The 16,770-nt window shown below is 67.1% G+C and carries 21 protein-coding genes, 1 tRNA gene and 1 pseudogene; 12 read left to right on the top strand and 11 right to left on the bottom strand.

Annotated features, from left to right (window positions below):
- Positions 1–30 precede the first annotated feature (30 nt).
- Positions 31–2,553, top strand: coding sequence for an ATP-dependent Clp protease ATP-binding subunit (locus tag ACLBWP_RS14435; protein ID WP_056126530.1), 2,523 nt, complete (start codon positions 31–33; stop codon positions 2,551–2,553).
- A gap of 88 nt (positions 2,554–2,641) precedes the next feature.
- On the opposite strand, the gene ACLBWP_RS14430 is transcribed toward ACLBWP_RS14435, so the two are convergent.
- Together ACLBWP_RS14430 and ACLBWP_RS14425 are read right to left on the bottom strand one after the other, a co-directional pair.
- A complete protein-coding gene (locus ACLBWP_RS14430) occupies positions 2,642–3,058 on the bottom strand; it encodes a hypothetical protein (protein WP_447655707.1) in 417 nt (138 codons plus the stop codon).
- Between the two features lie 130 nt (positions 3,059–3,188).
- A complete protein-coding gene (locus ACLBWP_RS14425) occupies positions 3,189–3,641 on the bottom strand; it encodes an SRPBCC family protein (RefSeq protein WP_243563474.1) in 453 nt (150 codons plus the stop codon).
- Between the two features lie 60 nt (positions 3,642–3,701).
- Here ACLBWP_RS14425 and ACLBWP_RS14420 point away from each other — a divergent pair, with 60 nt between their 5' ends.
- Both ACLBWP_RS14420 and ACLBWP_RS14415 read left to right on the top strand, forming a co-directional pair.
- Positions 3,702–4,244 carry an amino-acid N-acetyltransferase gene (locus tag ACLBWP_RS14420; RefSeq protein ID WP_243563475.1) on the top strand — a complete coding sequence of 181 codons (543 nt, stop codon included), beginning with the start codon at positions 3,702–3,704 and terminating at the stop codon, positions 4,242–4,244.
- A gap of 64 nt (positions 4,245–4,308) precedes the next feature.
- A complete protein-coding gene (locus ACLBWP_RS14415; RefSeq protein WP_447655706.1) occupies positions 4,309–4,998 on the top strand; it encodes a hypothetical protein in 690 nt (229 codons plus the stop codon).
- 18 nt (positions 4,999–5,016) lie between these two features.
- Here the strand turns inward: ACLBWP_RS14415 and ACLBWP_RS14410 are convergent, their stop codons facing one another.
- The gene (locus ACLBWP_RS14410) at positions 5,017–5,463 is read right to left on the bottom strand and encodes a hypothetical protein (RefSeq protein WP_447655705.1); all 447 of its coding nucleotides are present in this window, start codon (positions 5,461–5,463) and stop codon (positions 5,017–5,019) included.
- Between the two features lie 116 nt (positions 5,464–5,579).
- Positions 5,580–5,786 carry a cold-shock protein gene (locus ACLBWP_RS14405; protein WP_056126521.1) on the bottom strand — a complete coding sequence of 69 codons (207 nt, stop codon included), beginning with the start codon at positions 5,784–5,786 and terminating at the stop codon, positions 5,580–5,582.
- 294 nt (positions 5,787–6,080) lie between these two features.
- On the opposite strand from ACLBWP_RS14405, the gene ACLBWP_RS14400 reads away from it, so the two are divergent.
- Positions 6,081–6,464 carry an SseB family protein gene (locus ACLBWP_RS14400; protein WP_447655704.1) on the top strand — a complete coding sequence of 128 codons (384 nt, stop codon included), beginning with the start codon at positions 6,081–6,083 and terminating at the stop codon, positions 6,462–6,464.
- Between the two features lie 70 nt (positions 6,465–6,534).
- Complete coding sequence (locus tag ACLBWP_RS14395) at positions 6,535–7,614, top strand: VanZ family protein (RefSeq protein ID WP_447655703.1); 1,080 nt, start codon at positions 6,535–6,537, stop codon at positions 7,612–7,614.
- Between the two features lie 91 nt (positions 7,615–7,705).
- On the opposite strand, the gene radA is transcribed toward ACLBWP_RS14395, so the two are convergent.
- Positions 7,706–9,067, bottom strand: a complete 1,362-nt coding sequence (gene radA, locus ACLBWP_RS14390) for a DNA repair protein RadA (RefSeq protein WP_447655702.1) — start codon at positions 9,065–9,067, stop codon at positions 7,706–7,708.
- A gap of 9 nt (positions 9,068–9,076) precedes the next feature.
- Positions 9,077–10,126, bottom strand: a complete 1,050-nt coding sequence (locus tag ACLBWP_RS14385) for an SGNH/GDSL hydrolase family protein (protein ID WP_447655701.1) — start codon at positions 10,124–10,126, stop codon at positions 9,077–9,079.
- A 143-nt stretch (positions 10,127–10,269) separates the two neighbouring features.
- On the opposite strand from ACLBWP_RS14385, the gene ACLBWP_RS14380 reads away from it, so the two are divergent.
- Positions 10,270–10,359, top strand: a tRNA-Ser gene (locus tag ACLBWP_RS14380).
- 91 nt (positions 10,360–10,450) lie between these two features.
- Here the strand turns inward: ACLBWP_RS14380 and ACLBWP_RS14375 are convergent.
- The 5 genes from ACLBWP_RS14375 to ACLBWP_RS14355 are packed head-to-tail and all read right to left on the bottom strand — an operon-like array spanning position 10,451 to position 13,411.
- Positions 10,451–11,419: a hypothetical protein gene (locus tag ACLBWP_RS14375; RefSeq protein ID WP_447655700.1), complete on the bottom strand. Its 969-nt coding sequence runs from the start codon at positions 11,417–11,419 to the stop codon at positions 10,451–10,453.
- Positions 11,420–11,450: 31 nt separating this feature from the next.
- Positions 11,451–11,849 (bottom strand): DUF6527 family protein, encoded by a 399-nt coding sequence (locus ACLBWP_RS14370; protein WP_447655699.1) that lies wholly within the window; start codon positions 11,847–11,849, stop codon positions 11,451–11,453.
- Positions 11,846–13,018 carry a ThiF family adenylyltransferase gene (locus tag ACLBWP_RS14365; protein ID WP_447655698.1) on the bottom strand — a complete coding sequence of 391 codons (1,173 nt, stop codon included), beginning with the start codon at positions 13,016–13,018 and terminating at the stop codon, positions 11,846–11,848. Before ACLBWP_RS14365 ends, ACLBWP_RS14370 begins: the two co-directional genes overlap by 4 nt.
- Positions 12,993–13,259: a multiubiquitin domain-containing protein gene (locus tag ACLBWP_RS14360; protein WP_447655697.1), complete on the bottom strand. Its 267-nt coding sequence runs from the start codon at positions 13,257–13,259 to the stop codon at positions 12,993–12,995. The genes ACLBWP_RS14365 and ACLBWP_RS14360 overlap by 26 nt, the downstream gene beginning before the upstream one ends.
- Positions 13,256–13,411, bottom strand: coding sequence for a hypothetical protein (locus tag ACLBWP_RS14355; RefSeq protein ID WP_447655696.1), 156 nt, complete (start codon positions 13,409–13,411; stop codon positions 13,256–13,258). The genes ACLBWP_RS14360 and ACLBWP_RS14355 overlap by 4 nt, the downstream gene beginning before the upstream one ends.
- A 117-nt stretch (positions 13,412–13,528) precedes the next feature.
- Between ACLBWP_RS14355 and ACLBWP_RS14350 the strand changes: the two genes are divergently transcribed.
- The 6 genes and pseudogenes from ACLBWP_RS14350 (at position 13,529) to ACLBWP_RS14325 (ending at position 16,643) form a co-directional block, all read left to right on the top strand.
- Complete coding sequence (locus ACLBWP_RS14350) at positions 13,529–13,906, top strand: helix-turn-helix domain-containing protein (RefSeq protein ID WP_447655695.1); 378 nt, start codon at positions 13,529–13,531, stop codon at positions 13,904–13,906.
- A gap of 3 nt (positions 13,907–13,909) precedes the next feature.
- Positions 13,910–14,476, top strand: a complete 567-nt coding sequence (locus tag ACLBWP_RS14345) for an ImmA/IrrE family metallo-endopeptidase (RefSeq protein WP_447655694.1) — start codon at positions 13,910–13,912, stop codon at positions 14,474–14,476.
- A 265-nt stretch (positions 14,477–14,741) separates the two neighbouring features.
- Positions 14,742–15,365, top strand: a complete 624-nt coding sequence (locus tag ACLBWP_RS14340; RefSeq protein ID WP_447655693.1) for a hypothetical protein — start codon at positions 14,742–14,744, stop codon at positions 15,363–15,365.
- A gap of 58 nt (positions 15,366–15,423) precedes the next feature.
- Complete coding sequence (locus tag ACLBWP_RS14335) at positions 15,424–15,741, top strand: hypothetical protein (RefSeq protein WP_447655692.1); 318 nt, start codon at positions 15,424–15,426, stop codon at positions 15,739–15,741.
- 150 nt (positions 15,742–15,891) lie between these two features.
- Positions 15,892–16,041 (top strand): annotated as a pseudogene (locus ACLBWP_RS14330) (hypothetical protein); the annotation flags it as partial.
- A 41-nt stretch (positions 16,042–16,082) separates the two neighbouring features.
- Positions 16,083–16,643, top strand: coding sequence for a DUF6338 family protein (locus ACLBWP_RS14325; RefSeq protein ID WP_447655691.1), 561 nt, complete (start codon positions 16,083–16,085; stop codon positions 16,641–16,643).
- The last annotated feature ends 127 nt before the right edge of the window (positions 16,644–16,770 follow it).

Here is a 16,770-nt window from a genome sequence, read left to right as displayed (position 1 = left end):
GGCCCGGTTCGAAGGGCCAAGGGAGAGCACATGTTCGAGAGATTCACCGACCGAGCCCGTCGTGTTGTCGTCCTCGCTCAAGAAGAAGCGAAGATGCTCAACCACAACTACATCGGCACCGAGCACATCCTCCTCGGCCTCATCCACGAGGGCGAGGGCGTTGCGGCCAAGGCGCTGGAGTCGCTGGGCATCTCGCTCGACGCCGTGCGCGAGCAGGTGCAGGACATCATCGGGCAGGGCCAGCAGCAGCCGACCGGGCACATCCCGTTCACGCCGCGCGCCAAGAAGGTCCTCGAGCTGTCCCTGCGCGAAGCGCTCCAGCTCGGCCACAACTACATCGGCACCGAGCACATCCTGCTCGGCCTGATCCGCGAGGGCGAAGGTGTCGCCGCCCAGGTCCTCGTCAAGCTCGGCGCTGACCTGAACCGTGTCCGCCAGCAGGTCATCCAGCTGCTGTCCGGCTACCAGGGCAAGGAAGCGGTCGCCGTTGGCGGCGAGCAGCAGCAGAACGCGCAGCAGGGTTCGCAGGTCCTGGACCAGTTCGGTCGGAACCTCACCCAGGCCGCGCGCGACGGCAAGCTCGACCCCGTCATCGGGCGCGAGAAGGAGATGGAGCGGGTCATGCAGATCCTCTCCCGCCGCTCCAAGAACAACCCCGTCCTGATCGGTGAGCCGGGCGTCGGCAAGACCGCCGTCGTCGAGGGTCTCGCCCAGGCGATCGTCAAGGGCGACGTCCCCGAGACGCTCAAGGACAAGCAGCTCTACTCGCTCGACCTCGGTTCGCTCATCGCCGGGTCCCGCTACCGCGGTGACTTCGAGGAGCGCCTGAAGAAGGTCACGAAGGAGATCCGCACCCGCGGCGACATCATCGTCTTCATCGACGAGATCCACACGCTGGTCGGTGCCGGTGCTGCCGAAGGTGCGATCGACGCCGCGTCGATCCTCAAGCCGCTGCTGGCTCGCGGTGAACTGCAGACTATCGGTGCCACCACGCTCGACGAGTACCGCAAGCACTTCGAGAAGGACGCCGCCCTCGAGCGTCGCTTCCAGTCGGTGACCGTCAACGAGCCGTCGCTGCCGCACACCATCAACATCCTCAAGGGCCTGCGCGACAAGTACGAGGCGTTCCACAAGGTGTCCATCACCGACGGTGCGATCGTCTCTGCGGCGAACCTGGCCGACCGCTACGTGCAGGACCGCTTCCTGCCGGACAAGGCCATCGACCTGATCGACGAAGCCGGCGCCCGCCTGCGTCTGTCGATCCTGTCGGCACCGCCGGAGCTCCGCGAGTTCGACGAGAAGATCTCGACCGTCCGCGGGTCGAAGGAAGCCGCCATCGAGGAGCAGGACTTCGAGAAGGCTGCGTCGCTGCGTGACGAGGAGAAGAAGCTGCTCGGCGAGCGTCTCCGCCTCGAGAAGCAGTGGCGTGCCGGTGACGTGGCCGCCTCTGGCACCGTCGACGAGGGCATCATCGCCGAGGTCCTGGCGCAGGCCACGGGCATCCCGGTGTTCAAGCTCACCGAAGAGGAGACCTCGCGTCTCGTCTTCATGGAGAAGGCACTGCACCAGCGGGTCATCGGTCAGGAAGAGGCGATCTCGGCCCTGTCCAAGACGATCCGCCGCACCCGCGCCGGTCTGAAGGACCCGAACCGCCCCTCGGGCTCGTTCATCTTCGCCGGCCCCACGGGCGTCGGCAAGACCGAGCTCGCCAAGGCGCTGGCTGAGTTCCTGTTCGACGACGAGGGCGCGCTCATCTCGCTCGACATGTCGGAGTTCGGCGAGAAGCACACCGTCTCGCGCCTGTTCGGTGCCCCTCCCGGGTTCGTCGGGTTCGAAGAGGGTGGCCAGCTCACCGAGAAGGTGCGTCGCAAGCCGTTCTCCGTGGTGCTGTTCGACGAGATCGAGAAGGCCCACCCGGACATCTTCAACTCGCTGCTGCAGGTGCTCGAAGAGGGCCGCCTGACCGATGGTCAGGGCCGTGTCGTCGACTTCAAGAACACCGTCATCATCATGACCACGAACCTCGGTTCGCAGGGCATCGCCGGTGGCCCGGTGGGCTTCCAGGTCGAGGGTGACTCGGGCGTCGGCTACGACCGGATGCGCGCGAAGGTGAACGAGGAGCTGAAGAAGCACTTCAAGCCCGAGTTCCTGAACCGCGTCGACGACACGATCGTGTTCCCGCAGCTGTCGCAGCCCGAGCTGCTGCAGATCGTGGACCTGTTCGTGAAGCGTCTGTCCGACCGCATGCTCGACCGCGACATGACCGTCGAGCTGACGCTGCCGGCCAAGGAGCAGCTCATCAAGGTCGGGTTCGACCCCGCCCTGGGTGCTCGACCGCTGCGCCGCGCGATGCAGCACGAGGTCGAGGACCAGCTGTCCGAGCACATCCTGCAGGGTGAGCTGACGGCGGGCGACCACGTCAAGGTCGACTTCCGAGAGGGCAAGTTCGAGTTCGAGACCGGGCGTCAGCCGGGTCGCGAAGAGGTCCTCGCCGGAGCAGCCGCCGTCGAGTCCGGAACGGACGCGGCTCCGCAGGGCGAGATCGAGTCCTAGGACTGACGACGCACAGACGGGAGGCCCGGTGCCAGCTGGCACCGGGCCTCCCGTCTGTCCGCGGTGCCGGCCGCCAGGCCGCCAGCCGTCAGCCGGCGGACGTCAGGGAGAAGACGACGTTCTGTGCCATGTCGTCCTGGTCGAAGGCGACGTTGTCGTCGTAGGAGCTGCCGCGCAGCGTCCCGAGCGGGACCGACCACGTGCCGTCGTCGTCCACGGTGACCGACGTCGCGATGTCGGCCCCGGGGACGCTCACGAACAACTCGTGCCCGGGCGTTGCCGTCCCGGTCAGCGTCGTGGACGCACCGGGCACGAACGTGGTGCCCGCTGTCAGACGGATCGGCGACGCCGCGTCGTCGGGCTTGTCCGAGGTGACCGATGGGGTGTGCATCCCGCGGCTCTGGATGTGCTGGTGGGCCGTGGCGGCGTTCGCGGCAACGGGGCTGGCGAGTCCGGCGGCCAGGGCCAGCCCGATCGCGACCGCGGTGATGTGCTTGGTGCGCATGTGTGCTCCTGTCGAAGGTAGGAGCTCACAGCGTATCCAACATGTCATGTACACATCGTGACCACGGATACACGGGAGGCCCGGTGCCAACTGGCACCGGGCCTCCCGTTCCGTCTCGTGGTGCCGTGGATCAGGCCTGCACGTCGCCGCGCCAGCCGGCGTCGGCGGGCGTGGACTCGACGCGCTCCTTGTAGTTCTGCAGGTCCTTCTTGACCGCGTGGCTGCCGACGCCGACAGCTGAACCGAGCTTCTCGAGGAAGCCGATGGGCTGCCAGTCGATCTGCGCCGTGACGCGCGTCTCGTTGTCGGCGAGCTTGTGGAACGTGACGACACCGGCGTGGTCGGTCTCGCCGTCCTTCACGGTCCAGGCGACACGCTCGTCCGGGTGCTGCTCGGTGATGACGGCGCGGAACTCGCGCTCCTGACCGGCGACCTTCACGGTCCAGTCGGTGGTGGTGTCGTCGACCTGGATGATCCGCTGCACCTCGTCGAGGAAGTGCGGGAACTCCTCGAAGCGGGTCCACTGGCCGTAGGCGGCACTGACGGGGACGTTGACGTCGATGGTCTCGATGATCTGGGGCATGACGTCGACGGTAGGCGGCGGGTGCTGGGTGCGGCACAGGGTCGGGCTAGGGTTGGGACGATGACTCAGCACGGGAAGCACGCGTTCCACGAACGGGACGACCACGGCATCCTGGTGCGCCCCGCCCTGGCGTCCGACGTCCCGCACATCCAGCGGCTCATCGCGCCGTACGTCGACCGGCGGATCCTGCTCGGCAAGGAGAACGTCGCCCTGTACGGCTCGATCCAGCAGTTCCGGATCGCCGAGGGGCCCGACGGCACGCCGATCGGCTGCGGCGCCCTGGCCGTGTTCTGGGACGACATCGCCGAGGTCCGTACGCTCGCACTCGACGCGGACTGGATCCACAAGCGGGTCGGGCACCGCATGCTCGAAGCGCTCGAGCACGACGCCCGCGAACTCGGCGTCGCGCGGATCTTCTGCCTGACGTTCGAGGTCGAGTTCTTCGCCAAGCACGGGTACCTGGAGATCGGCGAGCAGGTCGTCGAACCGTCCGTCTACGCCGAGCTCGTGCGCTCGTCAGACGAAGGCGTGGCGGAGTTCCTCGACCTGGCGCGGGTCAAGCCGAACACGCTCGGCAACACCCGCATGCTGAAGATCCTCTGACGCTTTCTCGTCGCAGTCGGCGGGGTTCCCTCGCCTAGCGCCGCGCGGTGTCTACCCTGTGCGCATGTCGTCGTTCCGTCACCCCGTGGGCCCGCAGAAGCCGGGCGTGTACTGGCGCCGTCGTCTGACCGTGCTGGGGATCATCGCGGTCGTCGTGATCGTGGTCGTGCTCATCGTCGTCGGGCGCGGGAACGGTGCTCCTGCGGCAGCGCCGTCGCCGTCTGCGTCTGCGCGCACCTCGTCCGCTGCTGCAGCACCGGCGGCATCCGCGTCGTCGGCGCCATCGTCCGGGACGTCGGGCGATGCGACGCCGGCACCGTCCGCCACGGCCGATCCCGGGGGTGCCGACGGGTCCACGTGCGCCAAGGGGCAGATCACCCTGAAGCCCGTGCTCGACAAGAGCACCTACGGACCCACCGAAGACCCGAAGATCGCGATGTCGATCGAGAACACCGGGTCGAAGTCCTGCCACCTGGACCTCGGGTCGGCGCAGCAGGTGCTGACCATCAGCTCCGGCGAAGAGCAGTACTGGTCGTCGAAGGACTGCCAGACCGGCGGGACGAACCAGGACGTGACGATCAAGGCCGGGCAGACCCTGACCACGCCGGCCATCGCGTGGGACCGCACCCGCTCGTCGACCAGCACGTGCGACTCGTCACGGCCGTCGGTGACCGGTGGGGGAGCGAGCTACCACCTGTCCGTGTCGGTCGGCAACATCACCTCGACGGACTCGGCGCAGTTCATCCTGAACTGAGTCCGGGGCCGGGCGGGATCAGCTGAACTTCGGGGTGTCGACCTTGCAGCGCACCGGCTGGCCGGGCTGCCCCTGCTCTTCGGAGATCACGCGCTTGCCGTCCAGCAGGATGCGGCAGGTGGCGGTGCGGCCGCTTGCGGGGGTCGCCGCGACCGAGGCTGGTGACTCGGCCAGCACGATCGTCTCGTGCGTCCATGACGCGCTGCCGTCGGAGCTGCCGGCGCCGGGCTTGGTCATGGCCGTCGACAGCGTGCGCGTCGTGGCGGCATCGCCACGGGACTCGGCACCCAGGTACGAGACGGCGTGCAACGTGGTGGCGTCGGACGAGTCGACACTGACTTCGTAGGTGACGGACCAGGCATCGCCGAACTGCTGGTGGATCTGCGTGCAACCCGTCAGAGCGAGGGCTGCTGCGCCCAGGACGATAGCGGCGGACGCACGGGTGATGGTGCTGCGAATGGTCATACAAACACAATCGCGGCCGGCCGATCGAACTTCGTCATGACGAAGGTTCGATCGAGTCCGACCGCGGTCGTGTTCGGGGTCAGCCGACCGGATGACGGTCAGCGTTCCCCTGGGGTTCAGCCGATGACGGTGATGTTCTCCGCCTGCGGGCCCTTGCGGCCCTCAGTGATCTCGAACTCCACCTTCTGGTTCTCTTCGAGACCGCGGTAGCCGCTGCCCGAGATCGCCGAGAAGTGCGCGAAGACGTCCGCGCTGTTGTCGTCCGGGGCGATGAACCCGAAGCCCTTTTCGTTGTTAAACCACTTGACGGTTCCAGTTGCCATGATGGCGTTTCCTTAACTGTTCTTGCTTTCCATCGCGGTATGACACGCAGACGGAGCCTCGACGTATGTCGACGAGGATGATGCGCCACGCGGGCAGGTGCCGGCGGGACGGGTGCGGGATCAGACGGTGGGTCGAAGACCCGGATGTACTGACCCATGAGTCCGGTTGAGGGGCGAAACCACCTCGTCCGGACGTTGGACGCCGCCGAAGCGGTGGTACCAACGTAGCGGGTCTTGGGGCCCAGGGCCAGACGCGGTCGCCCCGATTCGGGAAATCTGGTGAACTTGACCCTGATGGCAGACAAGGAACAGCGGTTCCGGAGCGAACAGCTCGAGGACGCGCTCGCGAAGCAGGACGTGGCAGCGGTGGCGTACGCGCTGCGGAACGACATCGTGATCGTGCCGCGGCTGGTCACCGGCAAGAAGGACATGCAGGTGCGGGTGTTCGGCCGCGAGGGCTCGGACAAGCGCATCCTGCTGCTGTTCTCGTCGGCGGACACCTACACGGCGATGGTCCCGGGCGAGAAGGTCCGGCAGGTCATGGTCTACGACGCCGCCCGGCTCGAGGAGTTCCTCGCCGCGCACCTCGACTCGCTCGAGGGGGTCTTCTTCGACATCGCCGGCCCGCACACGATGCAGGCCGAGCCCGCCGACCTGTTGGACGCACTCCGCGCCTGACGACGCCGGACCAGTCGCCGCGATCCCGGTCCCGTCGGCGCGATCCCGGTCCTGTCGGTACTGTCGCCGCATGGGGACCACCGTGCTGCCAGGGATCATCGCGTTCGTCCTGGGCGGGTTCCTCGCCGTTGCCGCGGTCGTGCCGTGGGCCGCGATCCAGTACCGCCGGCACGGTGCACTTGGGTTCCGCCGCAGCGTGCTGGCCTTCGTCACCCTGGTCTACGCGTTGGCACTCGTCACGTACACGCTGCTGCCGTTGCCCACCGACGCTGCCGCAGCCTGCCGCGTGTCCGCGATGCCGCAGCTGCACCCGTTCACGTTCCTGGATGACGTCTCCCGCGAGGGCGGCCTGTCCGGTCCACGCTCCCTGCTGAGCAACCCCGCTGCCGCACAGGTCGTGTTCAACGTCCTGCTGTTCTTCCCCCTCGGCGCGCTGGTCCGGAACGCGCTGGCACCGCGCCGCTGGTTCTGGGGGCTGCTGATCGGCGGTGCGGCCGGGTTCGTCGTCTCGCTCGCGATCGAGTTCACCCAGCTCACGGGCGACTGGTTCCTGTACCCGTGCGCATACCGGCTGTTCGACGTCGACGACCTCATCGCGAACACGACGGGCGCACTGCTCGGGACCCTGGCGGCGCCACTGCTCGGGGTGTTCCTGGCATCACGACGACAGCCGTCTCCTGATGCCGCTCGCCCGGTCACGTTCTGGCGTCGGGCCTTCGGGATCCTGGCCGACGTGTTGGCGCTGTCCCTGACCAGCGGTGTGCTGGTCGTCGGGGTGACGCTCGCGCTCAACGCGTTCGGCGTCGACCTGCGCTCGCCCGCGACCCTGACCGCGCAGGCTCTGGTCGGGTTCGTCGCACCGCTGGTGCAGCTGGTGGTCGTGCTCGCGACCGGCCGCACGCTCGGAGAGGCCGTCGTGCGCCTGCGGCCCGTGCCGACGCCCGGTGTGGGGCAGCGACTGGTGCGCTGGGCGCTCGGCTCCGGCGGGTGGGCGCTCCTGTCGACGAGCGGGTTGCCGTTCTCGGGGCTGGTCGCGTCCGCGCTGGCAGTTGCCGCGGTGATCGGGCTGCTGGTGACGAAGGACCGTCGTGGGTTCGCGTCGGCCGTCGCACGGTTGGGTGTCGAGGACGACCGGCTGCCGGTGCGCTGACCCTGCGGGTCGGACTGGAGGCTCGGCCCGCGTCCGCCACGCAGGTGCGGGTCGGGCTGGAGGCTCGGCCCGCGGCCGCCATGCCGGCGCGTCAGAACGCGGCGTCGAGCTCGCGTTCGCGCACGGACTTCGTCATCGAGAAGGCGACCCGCAGGGCTTCGCGCAGGTGCTCTGCGTCGGCACCGAGCACGGTCGTGAACCCGAGTCGTCGCGCCTCGCTCGCACGCTGCTTGGCGCCCGTCGCCTGGCGGATCTCGCCGGCCAGGCTGATCTCGCCGATGGCCGCCAACGTGTGCGGGTACGGGCGATCGCGTGCGGCGCTGGCCAGGGCGAGCACGATCGCCAGGTCGGCACCGGGCTCGGTGAGCTTCATGCCGCCCACGGTCGACACGTACACGTCGGCGTCGGACAGCTTGATGCCCGCGCGCCGTTCGAGGACGGCCAGCAGCATCGCCACGCGCGAGGCGTCGACGCCGTTCACCACCCGGCGGGGCTGCGGCGCTGAACTCGGCACGACGAGCGCCTGGACCTCGACCGGCAACGCGCGACGGCCCTCCATCGCGACCGTGATGCACGTGCCGGACACGGGCGTGCCGTTGCGGGACATGAACAGCCCGCTCGGGTCGGGTACCTCGTGGATGCCGTCACCCGCCATGTCGAAGCAGCCCACTTCGTCCGTGGGGCCGAAGCGGTTCTTCAGCGCACGGACGAACCGCAGCGCCGTCTGCCGGTCGCCCTCGAAGTGGCAGACCACGTCGACCAGGTGCTCGAGCAGCCGCGGACCGGCGATCGAGCCGTCCTTCGTGACGTGCCCGACGATCAGCACGGGCAGGTTGCGCTGCTTGGCTTCGCGGATCAGGGTCGACGCGACCTCGCGCACCTGGGACGTCCCGCCCGCGATGCCGTCGATCGAGGCCGAGGAGATCGTCTGCACGGAGTCGGCGATCAGCAGGTCGGGCTGCACCTGGTCGATCTGCCCGAGGATGACGCCCAGGTCGACCTCGCTGGCCAGGAAGAGTTCGTCGTGCATGGCGCCCGTGCGCTCGGCGCGCAGCCGGACCTGGTCGACCGACTCTTCGGCGCTGACGTAGAGCACCCGCTTGCCTGTCGCAGCCGCGCGCGAGGCGACCTCGAGCAGCAGGGTGGACTTGCCGACACCGGGTTCGCCGCTCAGCAGGACGGCAGCGCCGGGGACGATCCCGCCGCCGAGCACGCGGTCGAACTCGCCGATGCCGCTGGTCCACCGGGGGACCGCACCGACGCGGGCCTGCGTGATGGGCTGGGCGATCCGGGTGCCCGTGACCGCGACGGCGGTGGTGCCGCGGGCGCTGGCCGTGACGGCGGAGGTGTCTTCGACCGTGCCCCACGACTGGCACTCACCGCAGCGGCCGACCCACTTGATCGTGGTCCACCCGCACTCGGAGCAGCGGAACGTGGACTGGGGGCGGGCCATGGGTCGAGGTTAGGCCGCGCCGCCGACATCACCCGACCGCTGCTGCGGCCCGTCGGAGTCGTCGTCGGAGTGCTCGTCATGCGGGCCCTCGGGCTGGTGCTCGGACTGTTGCTCGCTCTGCTTCCGGTCCTGCGCACCGGGGATCGGGATGCCCCCGGTCATGCGCTCGCGCAGCCGGTCGATCCGGTTCGGGCGGTGCGCGTGCTCCATCTCCTCGGCACCTGCGACGTCCTGCTCGGAACGGGCGTTGGCCACGGCACCGGCTTCGCGCCCCAGGTCCTCGGCCTCGCGCGCTGACAGGTAGTGCCGGATCGCGGCGACGGTGTCGACGCGGGCGTCGATGGCCGGCTCGAACGCACTCGCCCAGACCTCGTAGCCGCGGTCGTTCGGGTGGAAGAGGTCGCCGTAGGAGTTGAAGAACGTGCGGCGGATCCCGACCCGCTTGGTGATCGCGTGCAGCGGGGCGACGGTCAGCCCGAGTTCGTCGGCGACGCGGTGGACGATCTCGTTCGCGACGGCGACCTTGCGCTCACGGTCGGGAGCGAACATGCACGGCAGCTCGGCGACGACCGCGTGCGACGGCACGGCGCCGTAGATCGCCCGGAGGTTCCGCTCGAACTTGTCCGGGTGGAAGTCGGCGATGTCGTTCGCCCCGATCGACACCGTGCAGATGTCCGGCGTGAACCCCTGCAGCTTCGGCAGCTGGTCCTCCTTGGCACCCCAGGTCGTCGCGCCGGACACGCTCAGGTTCACGACCCGGAGCGTCATCCGCGATCGGTGCCGGATCCGCCGAGCGAGCAGTCCGACGTACCCGCGCGAGGGCACGCTCGCGCCGACGCCCTGCGCCGCGGAGTCGCCGATCGCCAGGTAGGTGAGCTGACCCTCGTGGTGCAGTCGCTCGCGCCACCACTCCGCGTGCGTCGGGAGCATCTCGACCACGCGTTGTGAAGCGGCGCGCTGTCCCTTGACGCCGGCCCGGGCGCCGATGGCCGCGCCACCGGCGACCACCAGGCCGCCGCCGATCGAGGAGAGCAGTGCGATGAGGGTTCGGGACTTCATGCCGTGGACGGTACGCCCGTGGGACTCGTCGGATCAGAGCGGATCCTGGGGGTGTGGGTGACGTCCTGGAGGTGACCATCTGTGGAGGGGGAGCCGACCTGCGGTGTCGCGAGGGGCCTCCCGGATCGTGTAAACTCGTCCCCGGTACCGTGTCCGAGCGGCCGAAGGATCATGTCTCGAAAACATGTGTGGGGGTAACTCCACCGTGGGTTCAAATCCCACCGGTACCGCCACAGGGTCATTTGCAAGTCTGGGGTTCCAGCGTTTGCAAGTCTGACCAAACAGAAGAGCCCCCAGCCGACGCTGGGGGCTCTTCTGTTCCCGCTACGCCGGCGGCGCAGGCATCTCCGGTTCCACGTGGGGGACGAGTTCGCGGGGCGGTGGGTTCCGCATGTAGCGGCTTTCTCCTCGGCGGTCGCGTGAGCGCTGGAGGTACTCGCCTTCCTGCTTTCGGGGGATGCGGCGTCGGCCGGCTGCTTCTCGCATTGCCTGCTTCCGCATCTCCGCTTCGAAGTCGGTGATGCGGGTCATGTTGGACTTGACTGCGAACAGGGCGAGGGCGAACTGTTGGGCGGCGAGACCGCGCATGGGCCGGTTTGTGGTGACGCTCAGCTTGTGGTCGCGCTGCAGCAGATCGTTGGTGGACTCGCTGCTGCTGCGGTCGGACCGGTACGTCTTGAGCCACTGCCGGGTGTTGTGACGGAGCATCTGCCGTTGCTGCACGTGCTCGGTCGGCTTGACGGTGACGCTGGTCTGGCAGCACACCTTGTAGTTCTTCTGCCGGTCGGTGATGTTTGTTCTTTGGATGCGCACGCGGTCGGCTTCGTCGTCCGGCACGGCCTTGGGGTGCAGCGTCCGCAGTGGGCAGGACGCGGTGGGTGAGATGCCGGACGCTGGGCAGCTGAGCCGGAGTGTGCCGTCGGCCTTCTGCTCGTGGACGCTGAGTTCATAGCCCTCGAGCTTTTCGAGTTCCTTCCAGTAATCGATGTTGGTGAGCTCGCCGCGGTCCCACCGTTCAGTTGCTTCGAGCAGGTCCATCGGTGTGGACGGGCACGCGTACCGTCCGTTCACCATGATGGCGCCGCCGAGCGCACCGTTGGTGATGCCCTTCTGCCGTTCGACGTAGTCCTTCACAACGGGGGTGCGCCGTCGAACGAGTTCCTCGTGGAACGCGTCGGTGAGCTGCGAGTACCCCCGGTCGAACGAAAACCGGGTGAGTTCGTAGCCGCGCGCTTCGAGGGAGTCGAGGAGTGCAATGGCGTGGTCGCCTCGCAGCGCGCTCGAGGCTCCCAAGCGCCGTCGGCACGATGTTGGTGGTGCCCTGTCAACGTCTCCTGAACCACTTGCGCAGCGTTTGCGTCACACGTGTGATGAGCGGCAGCTGCCGGTATTCAGCTTCGACGGCACGGCGGTCTGCCGCCGCTCCGCGACGGATCTGCTCGTCCGTCCAACGAGTGGACCAGCGCACCTGTCCGTCTCGGATCCAGTAGTGCGACTTGCAGGGGAGTTGCCAGTTCCCCACCGATGGCGCCAGCGAGGGGCCGGCCGTTCCGTCGGTGACGGTCCACCGGGCCGGGCTGAGTGGGGTGACGACCTTCACGCCGCAGCCGCAGGCGCAGTTATGGACCGCGGTTTTGTGCGCTTCCGTGACGTAGAGAACACCGTCGTCACGTCGGCTCGGGATGAACTCGACGTCTTCTCGACGGAATCGGTCGGTGTTCATGCTGTCGCTTCGCCGTTCATGAGCAGGTTGCCGGAGACGGTGTACGTGGTGTGCATCTCATGGTCGGACCAGACGTAGTAGCCGCTGACTTTCTTCCACCAGATGACCGCGTGCGCGGCGTTGAGGGCGTTGAGTTCGGCGATCTGAATGTTGGAGCCGTACTCGTCCTCATCGGTGTTGGAGTACGTCACCCACTGTCGGACGTGTCCGCGTTCCCCTGGGACGCTTCCTGTCACGCGGACGATCCCGCCAAGGGCGTTGCCTTGGCGCGCGACGGCCATACCGCAGTCGACAAACGGGACGCTCAGCTCTTCGAGCGCGTTGATGATGTCGCGTTTGGCGGGGCCGGCGTCCATGCTGATGAAGACGAACTGCATCGGGGCGAGGGCCGCCGACGCGTTCGTGTGGTCGAGTCCCTCCGCGTGCGCGTGGATGCCGCGGCGCATCGCTGCGTAACGGTCGCGAAGGTAGTCAACCTTCGTTGGATGCGCGGCGAGGTCGTCGATGCTTGCGGCGCCGGGGGTTCGGAAGGCGTTGTGTGCGAGGAAGTCGTCGGCGTCGAAGAGGTGGATCTCCGCGACCGGGGTCTTCGCGACGAAGTCGAGGATGTAGCTGCCGGTGCCACCGGTGCCGATGATCGCAACCGGTCCAAGAAGCCGGTCGTTCAAGTCTCCGGTGCCGGCACGGCTGGTCGCGGAGTCAAAGTAGTCGAAGACAGCATCCTCCGAGTCGCGTGCCAACGGTGCGAACGTGTTCGGCGTTGCGGAAGGGTCGATGTGCGTCGCCCACGGGCTGATCATACGGACGTAGGCGGTCACCTTCGCGTAGTAGTCGTCGTAGTACCCGACCTGCGGCTTGCTCGACAGGTAGGAAAGGGACCGCAGCGTGCCGAACAGCTGGTCTTCCTCGGTGTTGACAACCTTCGTGAGCTGGCGGCCGTCGTTGTCGTGCGGCACCCCCGTGAAATGCATTGTGTGGTCGGAGGGGCGCAGCGTCGCCGTGCCGTCGGTGGTGAGCTCGCTGATGAGCGCCCCGTACGCCACCGTCTTCTCGACGGTGACGTACGGGACGTGATCGACGACGAGCATGCCGCCCTCGATGCGCATCTCAAAGCCTTCGCTGAGGAGCCGCTGCAGGTCGGGACTACGACCGACCAGTCGGGTAGACATCGAACGACGTTCCCTCCTTCCGTACCTCGACCGCCTGATGCTCGGCAAGGTTGCCGTTGTGCGGGTTGCTCTTCGCCTTCCGGAACACGACGGTGAACGTCGTCTCCGGCGACGGGGGCACCGGGAACGCGATCGCCACCGCTTCCTCGAACGACACCCGCTGGTTTGGCACAACCGCGAGCTCGCCGTTGATGACGATGGCGAACTCGGTCTCCTTGTGGACCTTCAGTTCCGCGCTCACTTCTCGTTCCTCACACCCTTGTGCTGGCGGGCTGAGCCGTCCATGATGCGGCCGGTGGCGGTGTCCCGCTTGAACCAGGTGCCCTTCGATTGGAACTCGCTGCGTTCCTTGACCTCGCCTCGTCGGAAGCCCTTGCCGGTGTTCTTGGCCACGATGGCCACCTCGCTTTCATCTCGTTTACGTGCTGCATCTGCTGCACACTGCTCGACATGTCGAGCAAGACTAGAATAGCACCATCGCTCGAAGTGTCGAGCACCCCGAGGAGATCAATGACCGATTCGACACCAGAGGTCGACGTCAAGGCGCTGCACGCAGCCCTTGACGCCGCCCGATTGCAAGCGGGGCTGTCCTGGCGGCAGCTCGCGAAGACCCTCAACGTCAGCGCCTCCACCATCTCGAGGATGGCGAACGGGTTGCGCCCGGACGTCACCGCGTTCGCCGCGATGACCACCTGGCTGCGTATGAGCGCGGAGGACTTCTACCGAACGCCCGGCACAACGGCCACAGACGCGGAGCCAGAGCTTGTCGCACAACTCGCTCCACTGCTTCGCGCCCGGAGTGACCTGCGCGATGATGACGTGCGGTACCTCGAGCAGCTGATCGGCAGCGCCGTTCAACGTTTCCGAAGCGAGCGAGGCGAAAGTTGATCGGTGACCACGCAGGCTGAGATGCGGGAGATTGCCGCTGAAGAGCGCGCCGACCTCGGCATCGGGCCGCGCGACAGGTTGGATCCGTACGCACTATGCAAGCTGCACGGAATCAACGTTTACCCCGTGTCGTCCTTCGATGGCCGAGGGGACCTGGACGCGGTGGTTCACTTCACGTTGCGACGGGCGAGCGCCTGGTCTGCTGCGCTCATCCCCATCGAAAGTGCGCGCATCATCCTCGAAAACGACAGTCACGCTCCGGTTCGGCGCCGCTCAAGCATCGCGCACGAACTCGGGCACTTCCTGCTCGAGCACCCGTTCGACGAGGTCCTTCTCGACGAGGATCACGAGCGGCAGTTCGACGCGAAGCAGGAGAAGGAGGCCAAGTACGTCTCCGGCGAGCTCCTCGTGCCGATGAAGGCGGCTGAACAAGCCGCGTTCAACGGCTGGGACAACGCACGGGTGGCGCACGTGTACGGGGTGAGCGAGCAATTCGCGCAGATGCAGATGAAGGGTCAGCGCGTCCGCGCACAGCGCGCGGCGCGCAACTTCCGTCGTTTCGCCGGCTGACACGGGACGGGACCCAACACGTCGACGCACCTGACGTCGAACTGGCCAGACGTCGAGTGACGCCTCGCGAGCGAGCTGCGTTGAGACGACACCGCGACCCTCACCCGGCGACTCGAGACACGAGGACATCACCGGTTGCGGCAAGAGCAGCCTCGCTTCTGAGCGTGGGACTATTCAGGCCCTCCCGGATTGAGCCACACCACCGGTAAATCCATGTCCCGGCTTCGTCCCGGCTTCGTCCCGGTCGGCAGGAGGGTCTCGGCCGGTGGCATGGGCCATGATGGGCATGTGTCTTGGCTCGGTTTTCGTGGACTCGCTGGTGCGGTCGCTGGCGTGGCCTACTGTCGTCCTCATCGCAGCACTGCTATTCCGGACCGAAGTTGCGGGCCTTGTCGCCCGGCTGACACACCTGAAAGTGCCCGGCGGCGAGGCGACGTTCGGCGAGGGATTGGCGAAGGCCGAGAACACATTCGAGAAGTTCCAGGCGTCGGCGACGGGTGCTGAAGCTGCATCCGGTCAACCGGAAGCGGCGGACTCCGACGAGGCAGGCAACGTTGACTCCGAGCCAGTGGAGCCTTCGGCACTGGTTCTGCGCTCCTGGGAGCATCTGTCGGAGGAGATCATCGGACTCGCGCACGCGCGCGTTCCCGGAGTGCGCGCGACGAACGCTGCATCTGCAGCAGCGGCGCTCGAACGCGCTGGCGTCGTCAACGACCTTTTTGTCGAGACGGCGAACGAGCTCCGCCAACTTCGGAACGCTGTTGCTCACGCGAAGGAGATCCCGACACCGGGCTCGGCGATCGCGTACGCAGACCAAGCCCGTGAACTGCAAGCGGCGTGCCGAGCGCTCGCGCAGCTGCACAACGGCCGCGGAGAAACAGCGCCCTGACGGGAAGGCTCAGGCGGTTCCCGCGTCGCTGTTCCCACTCGCCTGCCAAAGTCGATGTGTGGACCTCAACACGCTGCGCACGCTTCCGCCTTCCGATCAACGGGTGTTCCTGCTCGGCCGGGTGACCTCTGAGACGACGAGCCTCGACGCGGCACTCCGATTCGTGCATGCTGCTCTGCGCGGGCGTCATGAGATCGACGCGTTCCTCGACGCTCCGCGGTACATCACAACCATCATCAAGGAGTGCAAAGCGCTCCTCTCCCAGCATGACGGCATTGACGACGCCGGCCAGCGAGCGGTGAACGCGACGCTGACCGCAGCGAACAGGCTGTATGCGAGACGGAACCGGTTCATTCACGACATGCTCGTTCGCTGACGGGGCACGCTGTCGCTGTGAATCAAGTAGACCGGTCCGGACGGACCTGCCGGCCGGTGCGGGCAAAGTCTCCAGAACGCTGGCCGCTACCGTCCGTGATCTAGCTACCCTAGGGTTTGCCGTGAAAGATCGTCGAGAACGGAGGTCGTCATGCCTGTGCCAACGTCAGCGTTCGGCGTCGTAGTCGTGGTTGTGATGGTCGTGCCAGGACTGGCGTTTGGACTGGTCCGCCGCGGCCTCCGAGGTTTTCAGTATGACGATCTCACTCTTGATGCTCGCATCGCTCAGGCGCTTGTCATCAGCGTCGCGCTGGACGCCTTTTACGTTGTCATTGGTGGCGCGTGGCTTGCTTCGCTAGTGACCTTCTCGGGGGCGAAGTCGCTATCGAAGCTCCAGTTCCGCTGGGTGTTGCGATTCTCGTCGGCGCCGTTGCGTTGCCGGCCCTGTTGGCGGCATTGCGTTACAGCCCGTACCAGTTCCGGCGGGGTCGATCCGCCCATGAGGGCGCGACGCGGCGCACCGCGCCGACTCCGCCACGTCTGCGGCAAATTGCAGAGCGGATGCCGGTGCAGCTCCGCCGGACGGTGTACTACGACTCGGTACCGACGGCATGGGACTGGGCGGCGACGAACCCGTCGCAGCGGCTTGTCCGAGTGCGTCTCACTGACGGTCGATTCGTCGGCGGTTTTTTCGGCCCAGGGTCCTACGTAAGTACCTACCCAGAACCCAGAGACCTCTATCTGAGCCACCAGTACCAGATGAACGACGATGGTTCTTTCGCGGGACCGCTGCCAGGTACGGCAGGATTGTGGCTGGAGGTCAGCGACGAGCACATCGTCGAGTTCCTGAACCCCTCGTACACCGCAACTGAACTGCAGGAGGCAGAAGATGGCCGAGAATGACCGATCCGATTCGCTGACCCACGGAGCCGGGGCGACAGGACACTTCGGTGCTCGGACGGGCCGAGTGTCCGAAGGGGCACGAGGCGCAACCACGCCGTTGGCCCGCGTCGTGCTCCCGACCGGGCCG

This window comes from Microbacterium sp. M1A1_1b, from assembly GCF_053345565.1.
Note: the sequence above shows the minus strand (reverse complement) of the source record. Positions and strands in the feature narration are given on the sequence as shown.